This window comes from Pseudomonas sp. TE3552 (assembly GCF_056278945.1).
In genome coordinates, this window is the sequence record NZ_JBWBQJ010000001.1 from 3,689,165 (window position 1) to 3,705,934 (window position 16,770).

14 protein-coding genes and 1 pseudogene are annotated in these 16,770 nt (G+C 60.7%); 5 read left to right on the plus strand and 10 right to left on the minus strand.

Annotated elements, in window-relative coordinates; translation table 11 throughout:
- The first annotated feature begins 22 nt into the window (after window positions 1–22).
- The gene (gene lapG / locus ACZ9BB_RS16610; protein WP_476214671.1) at window positions 23–730 is read left to right on the plus strand and encodes a cysteine protease LapG; all 708 of its coding nucleotides are present in this window, start codon (window positions 23–25) and stop codon (window positions 728–730) included.
- A 22-nt stretch (window positions 731–752) separates the two neighbouring features.
- Window positions 753–2,699, plus strand: coding sequence for a cyclic di-GMP receptor LapD (lapD, locus tag ACZ9BB_RS16615; RefSeq protein WP_476214672.1), 1,947 nt, complete (start codon window positions 753–755; stop codon window positions 2,697–2,699).
- Window positions 2,700–2,765: 66 nt separating this feature from the next.
- Here lapD and ACZ9BB_RS16620 read toward each other — a convergent pair whose 3' ends face one another.
- From ACZ9BB_RS16620 to ACZ9BB_RS16665, 10 genes and pseudogenes are all read right to left on the minus strand, one after another.
- Window positions 2,766–3,821 carry an AI-2E family transporter gene (locus ACZ9BB_RS16620; protein ID WP_476214673.1) on the minus strand — a complete coding sequence of 352 codons (1,056 nt, stop codon included), beginning with the start codon at window positions 3,819–3,821 and terminating at the stop codon, window positions 2,766–2,768.
- 68 nt (window positions 3,822–3,889) lie between these two features.
- A pseudogene (locus ACZ9BB_RS16625) lies at window positions 3,890–4,697 on the minus strand (DUF4892 domain-containing protein).
- Between the two features lie 8 nt (window positions 4,698–4,705).
- A complete protein-coding gene (locus tag ACZ9BB_RS16630) occupies window positions 4,706–5,365 on the minus strand; it encodes a glutathione S-transferase family protein (protein ID WP_476214674.1) in 660 nt (219 codons plus the stop codon).
- Between the two features lie 50 nt (window positions 5,366–5,415).
- Entirely contained in the window at window positions 5,416–6,270 is an 855-nt protein-coding gene (locus tag ACZ9BB_RS16635) for an alpha/beta hydrolase (RefSeq protein WP_476214675.1), read from the minus strand.
- Window positions 6,267–7,073 carry an alpha/beta fold hydrolase gene (locus ACZ9BB_RS16640; RefSeq protein ID WP_476214676.1) on the minus strand — a complete coding sequence of 269 codons (807 nt, stop codon included), beginning with the start codon at window positions 7,071–7,073 and terminating at the stop codon, window positions 6,267–6,269. The genes ACZ9BB_RS16635 and ACZ9BB_RS16640 overlap by 4 nt, the downstream gene beginning before the upstream one ends.
- 313 nt (window positions 7,074–7,386) lie before the next feature.
- Window positions 7,387–7,830 (minus strand): hotdog fold thioesterase, encoded by a 444-nt coding sequence (locus tag ACZ9BB_RS16645; RefSeq protein ID WP_123495925.1) that lies wholly within the window; start codon window positions 7,828–7,830, stop codon window positions 7,387–7,389.
- A gap of 32 nt (window positions 7,831–7,862) precedes the next feature.
- Complete coding sequence (locus tag ACZ9BB_RS16650) at window positions 7,863–9,530, minus strand: AMP-binding protein (protein WP_476214677.1); 1,668 nt, start codon at window positions 9,528–9,530, stop codon at window positions 7,863–7,865.
- 139 nt (window positions 9,531–9,669) lie between these two features.
- Window positions 9,670–10,122 carry a phosphohistidine phosphatase SixA gene (gene sixA / locus ACZ9BB_RS16655; RefSeq protein WP_476214678.1) on the minus strand — a complete coding sequence of 151 codons (453 nt, stop codon included), beginning with the start codon at window positions 10,120–10,122 and terminating at the stop codon, window positions 9,670–9,672.
- Window positions 10,119–10,466 carry a DUF4389 domain-containing protein gene (locus ACZ9BB_RS16660; RefSeq protein WP_476214679.1) on the minus strand — a complete coding sequence of 116 codons (348 nt, stop codon included), beginning with the start codon at window positions 10,464–10,466 and terminating at the stop codon, window positions 10,119–10,121. The genes sixA and ACZ9BB_RS16660 overlap by 4 nt, the downstream gene beginning before the upstream one ends.
- Window positions 10,467–10,501: 35 nt before the next feature.
- The gene (locus tag ACZ9BB_RS16665) at window positions 10,502–11,527 is read right to left on the minus strand and encodes an NAD(P)H-dependent glycerol-3-phosphate dehydrogenase (protein ID WP_476214680.1); all 1,026 of its coding nucleotides are present in this window, start codon (window positions 11,525–11,527) and stop codon (window positions 10,502–10,504) included.
- A gap of 196 nt (window positions 11,528–11,723) precedes the next feature.
- On the opposite strand from ACZ9BB_RS16665, the gene ACZ9BB_RS16670 reads away from it, so the two are divergent.
- From ACZ9BB_RS16670 to ACZ9BB_RS16680, 3 genes are read left to right on the plus strand one after another with little or no spacing between them, the layout of a single operon-like run.
- Window positions 11,724–13,847, plus strand: a complete 2,124-nt coding sequence (locus tag ACZ9BB_RS16670; protein WP_476214681.1) for a TonB-dependent receptor plug domain-containing protein — start codon at window positions 11,724–11,726, stop codon at window positions 13,845–13,847.
- Window position 13,848: 1 nt separating this feature from the next.
- Entirely contained in the window at window positions 13,849–14,781 is a 933-nt protein-coding gene (locus ACZ9BB_RS16675; RefSeq protein ID WP_476214682.1) for an ABC transporter substrate-binding protein, read from the plus strand.
- Window positions 14,778–16,679 carry an ATP-binding protein gene (locus ACZ9BB_RS16680; RefSeq protein ID WP_476214683.1) on the plus strand — a complete coding sequence of 634 codons (1,902 nt, stop codon included), beginning with the start codon at window positions 14,778–14,780 and terminating at the stop codon, window positions 16,677–16,679. The genes ACZ9BB_RS16675 and ACZ9BB_RS16680 overlap by 4 nt, the downstream gene beginning before the upstream one ends.
- The last annotated feature ends 91 nt before the right edge of the window (window positions 16,680–16,770 follow it).

Consider the following 16,770-nt stretch of genomic DNA (forward strand, 5'->3'; position numbering starts at 1 on the left):
ATCTGCACCCGAGCGGCCAGACATGTCCCGCAGTCCGCGTAGTCCAGGATGGTCAACGCTCCGACTTCGGTTCGGCGGATGGCTGCTGCTGGCGAGTTTTCTGCTGGCCGGGTTGGGCAGTGTCTGGGCCGACCGGGATTTTGCGCAGATTCTGCAAACGGCCGAAAAACGCTACGGCCCCCTTGGCCCGGCCCAGGGACGGATCGAGGCCTGGAGTCAAATGCTGCAAAGCGAACTCAACCAGCCTGAGCGCGAGCAACTGAACGCGGTCAATCGCTTCTTCAATCAACAACTGAGTTTTCAGGATGACATGCGCATTTGGCGTCAGACTGATTACTGGGCCACGCCGGTGGAATCCTTGATCAAAGCCGCAGGTGACTGTGAAGACTACGCCCTGGCGAAATATTTCAGCCTGCGTCACCTCGGAATTCCCAGCGAGAAACTGCGCATCACCTACGTCAAGGCCCTGACCCAGAACCAGGCGCACATGGTGTTGACCTTCTACGGCAGCCCCACGGCCGACCCGCTGGTGCTGGACAACCTGATCGGCGAGATCCTCCCCGCGTCCCAACGCAAGGATCTGCTGCCGGTGTACGCCTTCAACGCCGAAGGCCTGTACTTGCCAGGGGCCCATGGCGGCAAACGCAGCAGCGACTCGAAAAAACTGTCGCGCTGGCAAGACGTGCTGCAAAAGATGCAAATCGAAGGGTTCGCCGTGGGCGAAGGCTAGCCGCCACAGCAAGGAGCGTTTTATGTCATTGCGCAAACAGTTGTTCCTGGCCATCTGCCTGTTCTTGCTGGTGGCTTTCAGCGGCAACTTTTTTGTCAGCCTGGAAAGCTCTCGCGAACAGATGCTCAGCCAGTTGCGCTCTCACGCCCAGGACGCGGCCACGGCGCTGGGCCTGTCATTGACCGCACAGATCGACGACCCGGCGATGATCGAATTGATGGTCAGCTCGATTTTCGACAGTGGCTATTTCAGCAGCATCCGGGTCATCAACATCGAGAATGAACAGGTGCTGGTGGAACGCAGCGCACCGGCGCAAATAGAAGGCGTTCCGCAGTGGTTTGTGAGCGTGGTCAATCTGCGTCCGCAAGGTGGTGACGCACTGATCACCCGTGGCTGGCAGCAGGCGGCGCGGGTCGAAGTGTTGAGCAATCCGCAATTCGCCTTGGCCAAACTCTGGGATAGCAGCCTCGGCAGCCTGATCTGGTTACTGATTTGCGGGCTGCTCAGCGCCGTGTTCGGCGGCTGGTTGTTGCGCCGGCAACTGCGCCCGCTCGACAACATGGTCAAACAGGCAGAAGCCATCAGCAAACGCGAATTCCGCAGTTTGCCGAAACTGCCGCGCACGCCGGAACTCAAACGCGTGGTGCTGGCCATGAACCAGATGGTCGAAAAGCTCAAGGCGCTGTTCGCCGAGGAGGCCGCGCGCAGTGAAAATCTGCGAGCCGAATCTTATCAGGACGCCCTGACGGGCCTGGCGAACCGGCGCTTGCTGGATGAACATCTGGCCGACCAATTACTGGTTTCCGAGCAAAGCCGCGACGGTCATTTGCTGATGCTGCGAATCAATGACCTGATCGGCCTCAACCAACGCTTGGGCGGCCAGCGCACCGATGCCCTGATCAGTGCCGTCGGCGAGTTGCTCAAGCGCCTGATGCAACCGCCGGAGCGTCGAACCTGGCTCGGGGCGCGCAATCGCGGCGGCGAATTCAGTTTGTTGACCCCAGGCTTGGACAATAAGGACGCGGCACGGCTGGCCTCCGAAATCAGCGCCACCCTGGAAAACCTGCGTCTTACCGGCGCCAGCGACTGCATGCCGGTGGCGCACCTGGGCGTGGTCGCCTATCACCCCGGCGAACCGGCGAGCGACGTGCTGCTACGCCTCGATCAGGCGCTGACCCAGGCCCGGCAACATCCCGAGCGCCCCTGGGTGTACCAAGCCCAGGCCCACACCGATACCGCGCCGAACCATTCCCAACACGATTGGCGCAGCTGGATCGACGAGGCACTGACCGAGGGCAAGATGCAGTTGTATTTCCAACCGGTGGTGCAGTGCGCCGACACCAGCCAGGTGCTGCACCACAAAGTCCTCGCTCGCCTGCTCGATCCGCAGGGCGAGGCGATTGCCGCCGGGCATTTCCTGCCGTGGATCGAGCGTCTTGGCTGGTCGGCGCGATTCGACCTGGCGATGCTCGAAACCACCCTCGAATACCTGGCCGCCAACCGCTGGCCCCTCGCGCTGAGCCTGTCCGGCAGTACCCTGCGCGATCAGGCGCAACTGCAACAGATCCTCGACCTGCTCGAATCGCTGCCAGAACTCGCGCCGCTGCTGATCCTGGAAATCGACGAACGCCAACTGCCACCTCCCGAAGAACTGCAACGCTTGAGCCACAGCCTGCTCAATACCGGTTACCGCATCGGGTTGCAGCATTTCGGCGGCAGCTTCAGCCAGATCGGCAACCTGACGCAACTGGGGCTGGCTTACCTGAAAATCGACGGTGCCTACATACGGGGCATCGATGAGCAGACAGACAAACGCCTGTTCATCGAGGCGATTTTCCGGGCGACCAACAGCATTGATTTGCCGTTGATTGCCGAGATGGTGGAGACACAAGGCGAATTGGAGGTGATTCGCGAGCTGGGGTTGTTTGGGGTGATGGGAAGATTGATTGGGCCGCCGGAGCCGATGTGAGTCAGCCGGCCCGTATCATCAAGTACATCGCGTCATCGTTATCGCGAGCAGGCTCGCTCCCACAGGTCAGGGCCTGCGATCCTCAACCCGAACCTGACTCTTGCTCCAATCGGTGAGCAGGCTGTAAGCCACGGCCAACAACGTCGGGCCGATGAACAAGCCGATGAATCCAAACGCAATCAACCCGCCAAACACCCCGAGCAGCACGATCACCAACGGCAAATTCCCGCCCCGGCTGATCAGGTACGGTTTAAGTACGTTGTCGACCCCACTGATGATGAACGTCCCCCAGATCCCGAGGAACACCGCCATCCCGTACTCCCCTTTCCAGGCCAACCAGGCCGTGGCCGGAATCCACACCAACGGCGGCCCCATCGGAATCAGGCTGAGCAGGAAGGTCACGATCCCCAGCACCAACGCCCCAGGCACGCCGGCAATCAGGAAGCCGATCAACGCCAGCACCGCCTGGGCCGCCGCTGTGCCGATCACCCCATTGACCACCCGCTGCACGGTGCCCGCCACCAGTTCGATGTAATACCCGGCACGCTCACCGATCAGCCGCTCCAGCAGCCCATGAACAAACACCGCCAACCGCGGCCCATCGCGGTAGAAAAAGAACACGAAGACAATACTCAGCGTCAGCTCGAGAATCCCGCCGCCAATCTGTGCACTGCGCGCCAGTAACCAGTTACCCACCTGCCCCAGATAAGGCTTGATCGCCAGCATCATCGCCGCGCCCTGTTGATCGATGCTGTTCCAGATCCCCACCAATCGCTCGCCGACCAAGGGAATACTGCCCAGCCAGGCCGGTGCTTGCGGCAGACCATCGACCTGCACATCCTTGATAAACGCCGTGGCATCACGCACGTGATCCGCCAGGTTGAACCCCAGCCATACCAGCGGCGCCGCCACCAAAAGCATCCAGCCAAGCGTCAACAACAGCGCCGCCAGGGATTCACGGCCGTTGAGCCAACGGGTCAACAGCCGCATCAGCGGCCAACTGGCAAACGCCAGTACCGCGCCCCAGAACAGCGCCGACCAGAAAGGCGCCATCACCCATAAACTCGCGCCAAACAGCACCAGGAGCAGGATCTGCACCAACAGCCGATCGTTATTGAGCATGTAAGGTCCTGAAAAAGTCAGTCAGCAAAGAGTAGGCGAACGCGCAGCACGCGTTCGCCGAATGAAGCTTATCGCAACAGCTCGAAGTGCAAACCAGAGCCTTCGACGCTGCCGGTTTCCATCCGCGTCGCCCGTACGCCCTGGCCGATCAGCGCCTGACGCCAGGCTTCGGCATCGGCCCCCGCAACGCTGACTCGCAGCGTGGTGTCCAGGTTCAAGCCTCGGGAAATCAGACGCAACCAGGTGTCGTCAGGCGCGCCGCCGAGTTTGGGGAAATCGAGTTTCCCGGTGCTTTTGAGCTGGCGCAGCAAAGTCGCGGACGTCGGCAGCACATCACCCAGCGGCGTGGAGGCGTCGAACTGTTCGACGTGCAGATAAGCCCTGCGATTGCCGCGAGTAATGCTGTAAAGCGCCACCAGTGTGTTGTCTCGAGGGGCCGCCAGACGCAGCAGCAAATAAGCCTGCTCATTATCGGCGCCATAAAGCTTGGCATTGCCGAAGACTTCATTGGCCCACAGCGCTACTTTCGCCACAATCCCGGGCCTGGCACCAGAACAACAACTCAGCGCCTTGCTTCTGCAAGGCTTCGCGAGCGGCGGTGAAGGCATCGGTGGAGGAATGCTCCGGTGGCAACTCGTAGGTGACCGAGGTGGTTTGACCCCGAGCCGAGACTTGGCCGTCGAAGCGCAACTGGCCGCTGATCTTGCGGATCGAACCCAGCGGGTAGATCCGCTCGAGCTCAGCCACAGGGCGATAGTCGACAATCTGCGCATCGGCCATACGCGGCACGATCGGCAGGTCCTGGCTGCCCGGGATGTCGGCGGCAAATAACAGAGGGCTGAAACAGCACAGCGCCAGCAGATTGAGAGAACGCATGGATAGACTCATCGAATCAGCATGGCCTGGGCACCCTTGATGACACTGTCGTCATCGATGCGCTGGGGCACCTGCAAACCGCGTTGTACCGCAGGACGTGCCTCCATGGCTGCCATCCAGCGTTGCAAGGCCGGCAAGCCCTCCACCGAGACCCCTGACCAGTCGTAGCCACGGACCCACGGAAAAGTCGCGATATCGGCAATGCTGTACTCGCCCGCCAGGAACTCTACGGCTTGCAAACGCGTGTCGAGTACCTCGTACAAGCGCCGGGTTTCATGTTGATAGCGGTCGATGGCACCCTGGAGTTTTTCCGGAAAATAGCGGAAGAACACGTTGGCCTGGCCCTGCATCGGACCGATGCCGCCCATCTGGAACATCAGCCATTGCAACACCACCGAACGCCCTTTCGGGTCCTGGGGCAGCAGTTTGCCGGTCATCTCGGCGAGGTAAATCAGAATTGCGCCGGACTCGAACACGGCGAAATCGCCATTGGCGCGGTCGACAATCGCCGGAATCCGGCCATTGGGGTTGATCTTGAGGAAGTCCGGGGACTTCTGTTCCTTTTTGTCGAAACTCAAGGCGTGCACCGTGTAGGGCAGGCCGAGTTCCTCGAGCACGATAGAGACCTTGTGGCCATTCGGGGTCGCAGCGGTGTACAGATCTATCATGGTTGTCTCCCATTTCAACCCGCCCAGCCTCGACAGTTGCCCGGCGCAAGTCAAGGAACGGCGAAGAACCGATTGAAACAGTCTGCGACAAGGTCGGCACCGGATTCGTCATTCAGGTGCAAATGGTGGCCGCCAGGCAACTGTTCCCGGCTAAAGGGTAGACGTTCCAGCAACTCGGGATGTTTGGCGAGCATGCCGTCAGCCGCAACCACCAGGTGTGCAGGACAACTGACGCGCTGGACGAAGGCCATCGCCTGTTCCGTGGTCAGACGTAGCGGCGATGGCAGGGTCAGGCGGTTGTCGGTGCGCCAGGTATAACCACCCGGCACCGGCATCAAGCCGCGCTGGGCCAGCAGTTCGGCGGCCTCGCGACTGACTGCCACCAGGCCTTTCATGCGCGCTTCGATGGCCCGGTCGAGGGTGCTGTAGACCGGTTTGCGTTTTTCCCGCAGATCCAGCTGCGCTTGCAGGGCCATACCCATGCGCTCGGCGGCGTTTTCGCCTTTGTCTGTAGGAGGAATGATGCCGTCAATCAAGGCCAGATGCGTGACCCGTTCCGGCAACGAGCCAGCCAGCACCAGCGAAACGATCGCCCCCAGGGAATGCCCCAGCAGTGCAAACCGTTTCCATCCTAATTGCTCGGCCACTTGCAGCACGTCGTGGGCGTAGTCCCACAGCGCATAACCGGCGCCGTTCGGCCGATGCCCCGAGTGACCGTGCCCGGCCATGTCCAGCGCGATGATGCGCAAGCCTTTGAGCTTGGGCGCCAACCGGGCAAAGCTGTTGGCATTGTCCAGCCAACCGTGCAAGGCGATCACCGGCAAGCCGTCCTCGGGACCGAACAGGTGCGCCGCCAACTCGATATGCGGCAGGCTCAGGCGAACTTCTTCAACGATGCTGTTCATGCGCAATCCTGTTGGCTGCGACCGTCCCAACGGCTGAACAGATTCTTCAGCAGCGTGGCCGTGTCCTGCGGGCGTTCGAGGGGAAACATGTGGCCGCCGGGCATGGTCAAGGACTCGCCCAAGGGCATGCGCCCGACGGAACGGGCGTGATGGCGCATCACCACGCGGCTCTTGTGCCCGCGAACCACCGCCAGCGGCACTTTCAACTGCCGTGCACGGCCAGGGCTGGTGTGGGGTACGCCGCGGTAGATGCTGATTTCCGTGGCCGGATCGAAACGCAGCCGCAACTTGTCGCCGACCTTTTGCAAACCATGTTGAAGGTAGGCCTCGAAGCATTCCGGATCGAAGCCACGAAACAGGGTTTTACCGGCGAAATACAGGCGAGCCGCGTCCAGATCGGCGAACTCTTCCCGTCGTCCCAATGTACGGCCAGCCGGGGTCAGGCGATCGATGAAACCGAACCGTTTGGCGGCACGGATCACCCACTGATCGGCGCGGGTCAGCACTGGCGAGTCGAGCATGACCACGCCGCGATACAGCTCAGGGCAACGCAAGGCGGCGTGCAGGTGCAACACGCCACCAAAGGAATGGCCGACGCCCCAGACCGGTTCCGGCTGCTGCTTGAGGTGATGGATCAGTTCGTCCACCAGATTGTTCCAGTTGTCGTCCGCCGGAAAACGCGGGTCATGGGCGTGCTGCTCCAGATGCGTCACCTGGTATTCGGGCGCCAGCGCCGCGAACAACTTGCCGTAGGTCCCCGAAGGAAAGCCATTGGCGTGGGCGAAAAATATCTGTTGCGACATACCTGCAAATCCATGAGCGAGAACGGAGGTTGATTGTCCGTAAGACCGTGCCCTACAGCAATGACCGTAACTGACAGGAATGATGACAGTCGGGTCAGGGCTATGGACCATTGAGCATTCACTGAAAATCTTGTGGCGAGCGAGCTTGCTCCGGGCGGCGTTCCGACGCTCGGTTGCGCAGCAGCCGCAAAACCGGCGAATGCGGTATGACCAGAGCGATGTATTCCGGGTTGGGGCCGCTTCGCGACCCAGCGGGAGCAAGCTCCCTCGCCACAAAAGTTCGCCGACCATGAATCTTTGGCTCGATCAGGAATCAACGCGCCGGTGGATTTTCACCCAGCGGCACCACCGCCATGGTCAGGCGCGACACGCAACTGGCCTTGCCCTCATCGCTGCTCAAGCGAATATCCCAGACATGGGTGGTGCGACCGATGTGAATCGCCTTGGCCACCGCCGTCACTCGCCCACTGCGCAGGCCGCGTAAATGGTTGGCGTTGATTTCCAGGCCCACGCAATAAAACTTGCTGGCGTCGATGCACAGGTAACTGGCCATCGAGCCGACGGTTTCGGCCAACACCACCGAGGCGCCGCCGTGCAGCAAACCAAAGGGCTGATGCGTGCGATGGTCGATGACCATACTGGCAGTCAGGGACTCGTCATCGAAGGCTTCAAAGCGAATATCCAGCACTTCGCTGATGGTATTTTTCCCGATTGCGTTCAACTGCTCGACGTTGGGAATGGTGCGCCACAGACTCATCGTTACGTTCCTTTGCTGGAGTTGTTCGTGGCTCAATCCTGCCACAGCACCGCCTCACTACGCTCGCTCCATTCTTCAAAGCGCGCACCGTAAGCCGCTTCGATCATGTTGCGTTTGATCTTCAGGGTCGGTGTCAGGAAACCGTTTTCCACCGCCCAACTGTCCTTGACCACCACCAGCCGACGCAAGCGTTCATGCCTGTCGAGGACGCCGTTGACCTCCTCCAGCAGCTTTTCCAGGCTTGAATGCAAACCCGCCCGCGCCGATCCATTCGCGTCCTGCTGGCCCACCGCCGACAACACGCACAAGCCCAAGGGTGCGCTCAGGCCATCGCCGACCACGCACACTTGTTCGATTCGCGAATGCACCGCCAGGCGATTTTCGATCGGTGCCGGGGCAACGTATTTGCCTTTGCTGGTTTTGAAGATTTCCTTCAGCCGCCCGGTCAGCCGCAGGTTGCCTTCGGCATCTTCCTCGCCCTTGTCACCGGTGCGCAGGAAGCCATCCTTGGTGAGGGTTTCGGCGGTTTTTCCAGGTTCCTTGAAATAGCCAAGCATGGTCGCGCCGCTTCGCACCAGCACTTCGCCGGACGGTTCGATGCGCACTTCGACCTCCGGGCACGGTTTGCCGATCCAGCCGGGTTTGTCCTGCCCCGGCCGGCCTATGTGGGAATAACCGCAGCTTTCGGTCATGCCATAAACCTCCAGCACATCCAGCCCCAGCTTTCGGTACCAGAGCAACAAGGTCTGCGGCACGGGCGCAGCGCCGGACAAGGCAATGCGCAAGGCATCCAGCCCCAGCCCGGCGAGGACTTTGTGCCCGACCCGTTTGCCGATCCAGGGCAAACCGAGCAGGAAGTCGAGGCGTTTTGCCGGGATTTTGCTGTAGACGCCCATCTGGAATTTGGTCCAGATCCGCGGCACGCCAAACAGCGCGGTCGGCCGGGCACGCTGCAAATCGGTGAGGAAAGTGTCGAGGCTCTCGGCGAAAAACACGGTTTGCCCGGTGTAGATCGACGCCAGCTCGACGAACATGCGCTCGGCAACATGGCACAGCGGCAGATAAGACAGCAGGCGGTCCGACTCATTAAGGTCGAACAGCTGCGTGCCATGGGTAGTGGCAAATCCCAAGGTGGCGAAACTGTGCATCACGCCTTTGGGCTGGCCCGTGGTGCCGGAGGTGTAAATAATGGTCGCCAGTTGATCGGCGGCGGGTTTGGGGTCGTCCTGAGTCGGCGAGCTGCGTTGCAGATCGGCCCAGCTGAAATCGAAATTGCCGGCCGGACACAGGGGCAGGCTGATGGTCGGCAGGTCGGGGCTGACCCCGGCGGACATGCCCGGCCAGTCATCCAGCTTGCCGATGAAGGCTAGCGCGGCTTCAGAATGATCGAGCACCTGGGCTACGGAATCGGCGGTCAGATTGGGATAAAGCGGCACCGAGACATGCCCGGCCATCCAGATCGCCAGGTCGGCGATAATCCAGTGGGCGCAGTTTTTCGAAATCAGCGCGATGTGGCTGCCCTGCGGCAATTCGCGAGCCCGCAACCAGTGGGCGGCACAACGCGCCTGATGGCCGACGTCGGCCCAGGTCAGCGTTTCGACCTGGCCGCCCCCCGTTGGCTGGACCAGAAAGCGCTGGCGCGGATGACGGGCTTCACGCTCGTAGAAGATATCCAATGGCAAACGAAAAGCAGCAGACATGCGACTTGCCCCTTTATTTTTTATCTGGAGCAAGCGTAGTCAACCAAGCAAGTGCTTGGTTGACTATTTCACACAAAAAACCGAACGCTACCGCCCTCTGTAGGAGCAGAAGCAAAGGTCACAGCCACTGCCAAAACCGTTACGGGTGTTGGATGCCGTTGAGCTTCATCGACCCGATCAGCAGTTCATTGTTTTCAAGCTCGGCCAGGCCGGCGGTGCTGACTTTTTCCGGTGGATGGCCAGCGCCGTGCTGCAGATAGCTCAGCAGGTTGCCCACCAGCGGATTGTGACTGACCAACAGGACGTCACTCACCGATACGAGCTGCTCCGCCACCTTGTCCGGATCGGTATCCGGGGTCAACCAGTCAACCGTGCGGATCTCCGGCTCGAAACCCAGTGCCTCACGCACCAGCAAAGCGGTCTCCTGCGCTCGCAGGAAAGGACTGGCATAAATGGCGGTGAGCGGCTTGCCGATCAATTGGGCGGCAGCGCGCAACACCTCTTCACGCCCCTTGACGGTCAGCGTCCGCTCGGAGTCCGGGCGAGTACCGTGAGGCTCGGCTTCACCATGACGCAATACCCAGAGTTTCATAGCTTCGGTTCCTCATCTCGGGCCGGATGCGGTGCCGGCGCCACAACGTGAGGCGCTTCACCTTCCGGTGTACGCGGCGCTGGCCAGTCGGCGAACGGCCAGGGTTTCTGGTCGCTGTGAAAACTGCCGAAACGACCGATCTGCGCCAGAAACTGGCTCAGGCTGTCGCCGAAATTCATCAGGCTGGCGCTCGGTGCGCCATAAATCAAACGATAGATCAGTTGCACCAGCACCACCGCACCGAGGATGAATTGCGCCACTTGCCAGACCAGCACATAGACAATCATCCACAGCACGCGCAGCAGGATGGATTCGTACTTGGCTTCTACTTTCGGATCATTCATGTCTGTCTCGCTCCCTGCCCGTATTGGTTAAGTGCTCAGTTGAAATCACTGGTGGAAATAAAGTCCACGTCGGTTTTCGGTTCACCACGCATCAATAACTCAATGACCTGATTCAGCGTGCGCCCTTCGAACAGAATCGCGTGCAATCCGGCGACCAGCGGCATATAGACGCCCACGTCCTGGGCCTTGGCCTTGAGTACCTTGAGGGTATTCACGCCTTCGGCGACTTCGCCCAGACGCGTCACCGCATCCTCCAGGCTCAAGCCCTGGCCGAGGGCAAACCCGACCTGATAGTTGCGACTTTTCGGCGACGAGCAAGTGACGATCAAATCGCCGACGCCCGCCAGCCCCAGGAACGTCATGGGGTTGGCGCCCTGATTCACCGCAAAGCGAGTCATTTCCGCCAGTGCCCGGGTGATCAGCATGCTCTTGGTGTTTTCTCCCATGCCCAACGCCACCGCCATGCCGGCAATGATGGCGTAGACGTTTTTCAGTGCCCCGCCCAGCTCCACGCCAAAGCGGTCGGCGCTGGCGTACACGCGAAAGGTCCGGCCATGCAGCGCGGCCTGGACCTGCTGGCAAAGGTCTTCATCTTCGCTGGCGACTACTGTGGCGGTCAGTGCGTGTTCGGCGATTTCACGGGCCAGGTTCGGCCCGGACAGCACGCCGATGCGCGCTTGTGGGGCGATATCTTCAAGAATCTGGCTCATCAGCTTGAAGGTATGGGCTTCGATGCCTTTGGTCAGGCTCACCAGCATTTTGCCACTCAAAAGCTCGGCGTAGGGTGCCAGCACCGAGCGCAACGCGCTGGACGGCAACGCGACGAAGCACAGGTCGCAAGCCTTCAGGGTGGCTTGCAGGTCCGTGACCGCTTCTACCGCCGCAAGAATCTTGATGCCTTTGAGGTAACGCGGGTTCTCGCGATCGACCCGAATAGCCTCGGCCTGCTCGGGGTCACGCATCCACAGCCGGACCTGATGACCGTTCTCGGCCAGCAGATTAGCCACGGCGGTACCAAAACTTCCGCCTCCCAGGACCGCAATTGGGCGCTGTTCAGTCATATGCAATCCGTTAATCCATACCAGTGGCGATGTCGGCATTATACGGAGCGGCCCAGTGGCGGCCAGCCCCTGCATCAATTACCGGCACTTGTAGGAAGAAGACCAAGAAAACCGAGGAAAATGCCCTCATCGTGACTGGAAAAGTCATTGCGCTCGGTTAACATGCGCGCCAACTAATCGCTGACAAGGCTGTGTCGTGTCTTTTGGCTCTCCCTCTCCTCGCTCACCGCTGGTACTGGCGCTGATCTTCAGCTCGCCATTGCTGGCCGACGACTTGTTTCTGGACAACGATCCGTTGCCGCAAGTACTCACCGCGACGCGCCTGAAGCAGTCGCCGGCGGCCGTGCCGGGCAGCATGACGGTGATCGACAGCGAACTGATCAACGCCAGCGGCGCGCGGGACATCAGCGAGTTGCTGCGGCTGGTGCCGGGAATGATGGTCGGCAATATCAACGGCAATCAGGCGGCGGTGAACTACCACGGCACCAACGCCAGCGAAGCACGGCGCATGCAAGTGCTGATCGACGGCCGCTCGGTATACCGCGCAGGCCTGGCCACGGTGGACTGGAGTGATATTCCGGTGGCTATGGAAGACATCGAGCGCATCGAAGTTTTCCGCGGCCCGAACACCGTCAGCTACGGCGCCAACGCGCTGATGGCGGTGGTCAACATCATCACTCGCAAACCGGCCGACAGCCACGGCACGCGGCTGAAAGTCACCCATGGCCAACGCGGTATCAACGACTTCTACGCCAGCCAGGGCATGGGTTGGGACAGCGGTGACTTGCGCCTGTCGTTGTCCGGCCAACAAGACGATGGCTTCGACTCGGACCACACCGGTGCCGATTACCGCGACAGCCGTCGCTTGAACCGCTTCAGCCTCGCCGTCAGCCAGACGCTCAATGAAAACCAGAGCATCGATTGGCAACTGAATGCCAAGGACGGGAGCAACCAGCGGCCGTATACCTACCGACCAGTGTTCTCAGGGATTACCGCTGCCGGGAACAATTCCGACGTCATCGCCAAGGACTATGCCGGTTCGCTGCGCTGGAACCTGGACATCAATCCCGATCACAGCCTTTATATTCAAGGCTCGGCGCAACACTGGGATCGGCAACAGACCTGGCGTGCCTGCGATGCCGAAATCTCGTTCAGCCCGGAACTGACAGAGCTCTGGCAACTCAACCCGAACTACACCGAACGCCTGGCGCGCAACATGGAGCGCTACACGGGTTCCGGCGCACCGGCGGGTACTGCGGCTGAACAAGCGCTGGGCAATCAGGTCCTGAGGCAATGGCAAAACGGCGCCCGGCAAACCGTCTGCGGCAACATTGACCAGAGCGCCCGGGAATCGCGATACGACCTCGAACTGCAAGATACGCTCAGCCTGTCCGACACTCTGCGGCTGGTCAGCGGCATGAACTATCGTTACGACCGGGCAAATTCCGAGACCTACTTCAATGGCACGCTCGACGACACCACCTGGCGAGTGTTCGGCCAACTTGAGTGGCGCGCCACCGAGCACTGGTTGCTGCAGGGCGGTGCGATGTTCGAAGACACGCAATTGACCGGCAATTCGCTTACCCCGCGGGTGGCGGTCAATTACCTGATCAACCCGCGCCACGGCTTGCGCGCGGTGTATTCGGAAGCCATCCGCTCGCCGGACATGTTCGAGAACAACGTCAACTGGAGTTATCAGGTGACCAACCTGCAGCCCAGTGCCTATGGCCAGACCAGCGCCCGCTATTTCGTCAAGACCCGTGGCCCGGGCAACCTCGAACAGGAACGCATGCGCTCCCGGGAATTGGGCTACAACGGCTATTTCACTGAGTGGGGGCTGACGGTCGATGTAAAGCTGTTCTACGACGAAATCACCGGCATGATCAGCGAACCGCTGCGCAACAATCAGTACATCGCCAGCAACTCGAACAACTCGCGCTTTTCCGGGGCTGAAACCCAGCTGGACTGGCGCGTCAACAGCACCGATCGCCTGCGCCTGACCTATGCCTACGTCGATGCCGAGTCGAGCAACCCGCTGGATGCACAACAGACTGCGCGCCACAGTGGCTCCGCCGGTTGGCTGCGAAACTGGGACCACGGCTGGAACAGCGCACTCTTCTACTATGGCGCCGACGCCCTCAACGGTTATCGCTTCGAACGGGTCGATACCCGCATCGCCAAACGCATCGGCCTGGGCAAGGCCAATCTGGAACTGGCCGGGATCCTCCAGCAACGCCTCGACAATCAGCCCACCACCTTCGTTGACAACAACTACGACGAACGCAGGGTGCTCTACTTCAGCGCGGAGCTGGAGTTCTAAGATGCAGCATCGCCCGGCACCGAAGACGCCAACCCTTGGCCGCCTGCTGGCCGGGTTGTGCCTGGTGTTTAGCGGGCTGCTGTGCAGTCTGCCAGTACGCGCCGCCGACATTCTGCTGACCGGTGCCGAAGAAAGCCCCGGCGTGCAGTCTTTCACCCAGGCCCTGAGCGAGTTGCGCCCCACCGACCGCGTGCATTTCCAGCCGCTCGCCAGCCTGCCGGCGCCAGGTCAACTACCGGCCGGCACCCGCCTGGTGCTGCTCGACTTGCCGAGCCTCGACTGGCGCCTGCAAGACACTCAGGGCCCGCCGACGCTGGTGCTGCGTATCAGCCGCCTGCAAGCCCACCAACGCCTGGGCAATGACCAGCCCTCGCATCTCAGCCTGCTCTGGAGCGATCCGCCGCTGGATCGACAGTTACGCCTGACCCGACTCCTCCTGCCTCAGGCCCGGCGGGTCGGCGTACTCTTCGACACCCACAGCGAATTCCTTTTGAAGGAACTGCATCAGGCGGCGCAGCCTCTGGGCCTTGAGATAGTCACCGAGCGTTGGGACAACACCAATGACAGCCGCCCCTTGCAGACCTTGCTGAAAAACAGTGACGTGCTGCTGGGTCTGGACGATTCAGATTTGTACAACCCCAAAACCGTGAAAAACCTGCTGCTCAGCAGCTATGCACAGCAACTGGCGTTGATCGGTCCCAACGCAGCCTTCGTCAAGGCCGGCAGCCTGGCCAGCACCTACAGCGACCAGAGCGATTGGCTGGGGATTCTCGACGAGTTGCTCGACCGACCATCAAGCACCTGGCCGCGCACACTCTATCCGCAACACTTCAAGGTCTTGAGCAACCCGCAAGTGGCTCGTTCATTGGGTATTGAACCGATGAATGAAGCCTCTGTCGCAACACAGCTGGCCGAAGGAGAACGCCGCCCATGACCTTCCGTCGCGGTTGGGACATCAATACCCGCACCCAGATCATCAGCCTCGGCCCGGCCCTGCTGCTGACGTTGCTGCTGATCAGTTTTTTCACCTTCGTGCGAATCCAGGACCTGCGCCAGGAACTCAATCACACCGGTCAGTTGATCGCCAACCAACTGGCGCCGGCCACCGAATACGGGGTGATCTCGGGCAATAACGAAGTGCTCGAAAGTTTGCTCAAGGCCACCCTGGCCACGCCCAATGTGCGCTTTCTGGAAGTACAGGACAGCACCAACCGGATTCTGGTGTACGTCGAACAACCGTCGCAAACCCACAGCCGCTCGCACCAGGTCGAAGTGTTCCAGGCACCGGTGCGGCTGCAACGCATCGCCCTGCACAATGACTTTTTCCAGAACAGCCGTACCACCGCCAGTGCACCGGGCGAGGATTATCTGGGCCGGGTGATCGTCGGCCTGTCCAATGACGCCTTCAACCAACGCCAGCAGGAAATCCTCTTCAAGGCCGGGGTCCTGGCGTTGTTTGCCCTGCTGTTTACGTTTTTGCTGGCTCGGCGCCTGGCCGGCAGCCTGTCGCAACCGATCCACGACATCGGCAACGCCGTCAAGGCGATTCAGGAAGGCGACTACAAAACACCCCTGCCGATTGTCGACGACACCGAACTGGGCGCCCTGTCGCAACACATCAACAACCTGGCCAAAGGCCTTGAACAAGCCAGCCGCGAACAGCACCAGGCCATGGCACAACTGATCCAGACCCGCGAGGAAGCGGAAAAGGCCAACAACGCCAAATCCGATTTCCTGGCCATGATGAGCCATGAACTGCGCACGCCGATGAATGGCGTGCTGGGCATGCTGCAACTGCTGGAAACCACCGAGATGACCGAGGAACAGATCGAGTACGCGGCACTGGCTTCGGAATCCACCGAACACCTGCTCAAAGTGATCAACGACATCCTCGATTTCTCGCGCATCGAGCGTTCGGAACTGGAGCTGGAGCACATTCCGTTCAACCTCGCGGACCTGATCGGCAGTTGCGCCCAGTCGTTCCAGCACAGCGCGGCACAACGCGGGCTCGACCTGCAATTGCTGATCCCCGAAGACATGCGCGCCCTGCAGGTTCAGGGCGATCCGACGCGGATCCGGCAGATTCTGGTCAATCTGGTCGGCAATGCGCTGAAATTCACCGAACAGGGGCGCGTCACGATCGAACCGCAGTGGCAGTCCCTGGATCAAGAGCTGCTGTGGTTCACCTGCACCGTGCGCGACAGCGGGATCGGTATCCCGGCCGAAAGTCTGGAATTGATGTTCAACGCGTTCCAGCAGGCCGACAGTTCTATTTCAAGACGTTACGGCGGCACCGGGCTGGGGCTGCCGATTGCCCGCACCCTGGCAGAGCGGATGGGCGGCACCTTGCGCGCTCAGAGCGAAGAAGGCGTTGGCTCGGTGTTCACCCTGGAAATCCCTTTGGCCCTCTACAAGCAGTCGTTGCCCGTGCGAACGCCGCGAGTACACACCGACAATGACCACGGCGAAGGTCGCAATGTGTTGCTGGTGGAGGACAATCCGGTCAACCGCACTGTCGTCGAGGCAATGTTGCGCAGTCTGGGCTTTACTGTCAGCGTCGTCACCGATGGTGCACAAGCGGTACGCAGTGCCGAGAGTCTGATTTTCGAAGCGATCCTGATGGACTGCCGACTGCCGGTCATCGACGGCTACGAGGCCACCCGACAGATTCGCCAATTGCCCGGCTGCGCCGACGTGCCGATCATCGCCCTGACGGCCAACGCCTTGCAGGGTGACCGCGAAGCCTGTTTGTCCGCAGGAATGAACGATTACCTGGCCAAGCCCTTCAAACGCACTGATCTGCAGCAAATTCTGCAACGATGGGTGCAGTAGAACAGGCCATTCGGCTATCTGCGACTGGCGTGAACGACGAAAGTGCGGCAGTCTTAGGCACCCGAACGAGCCCCAAAAGGGGCTTGAATAA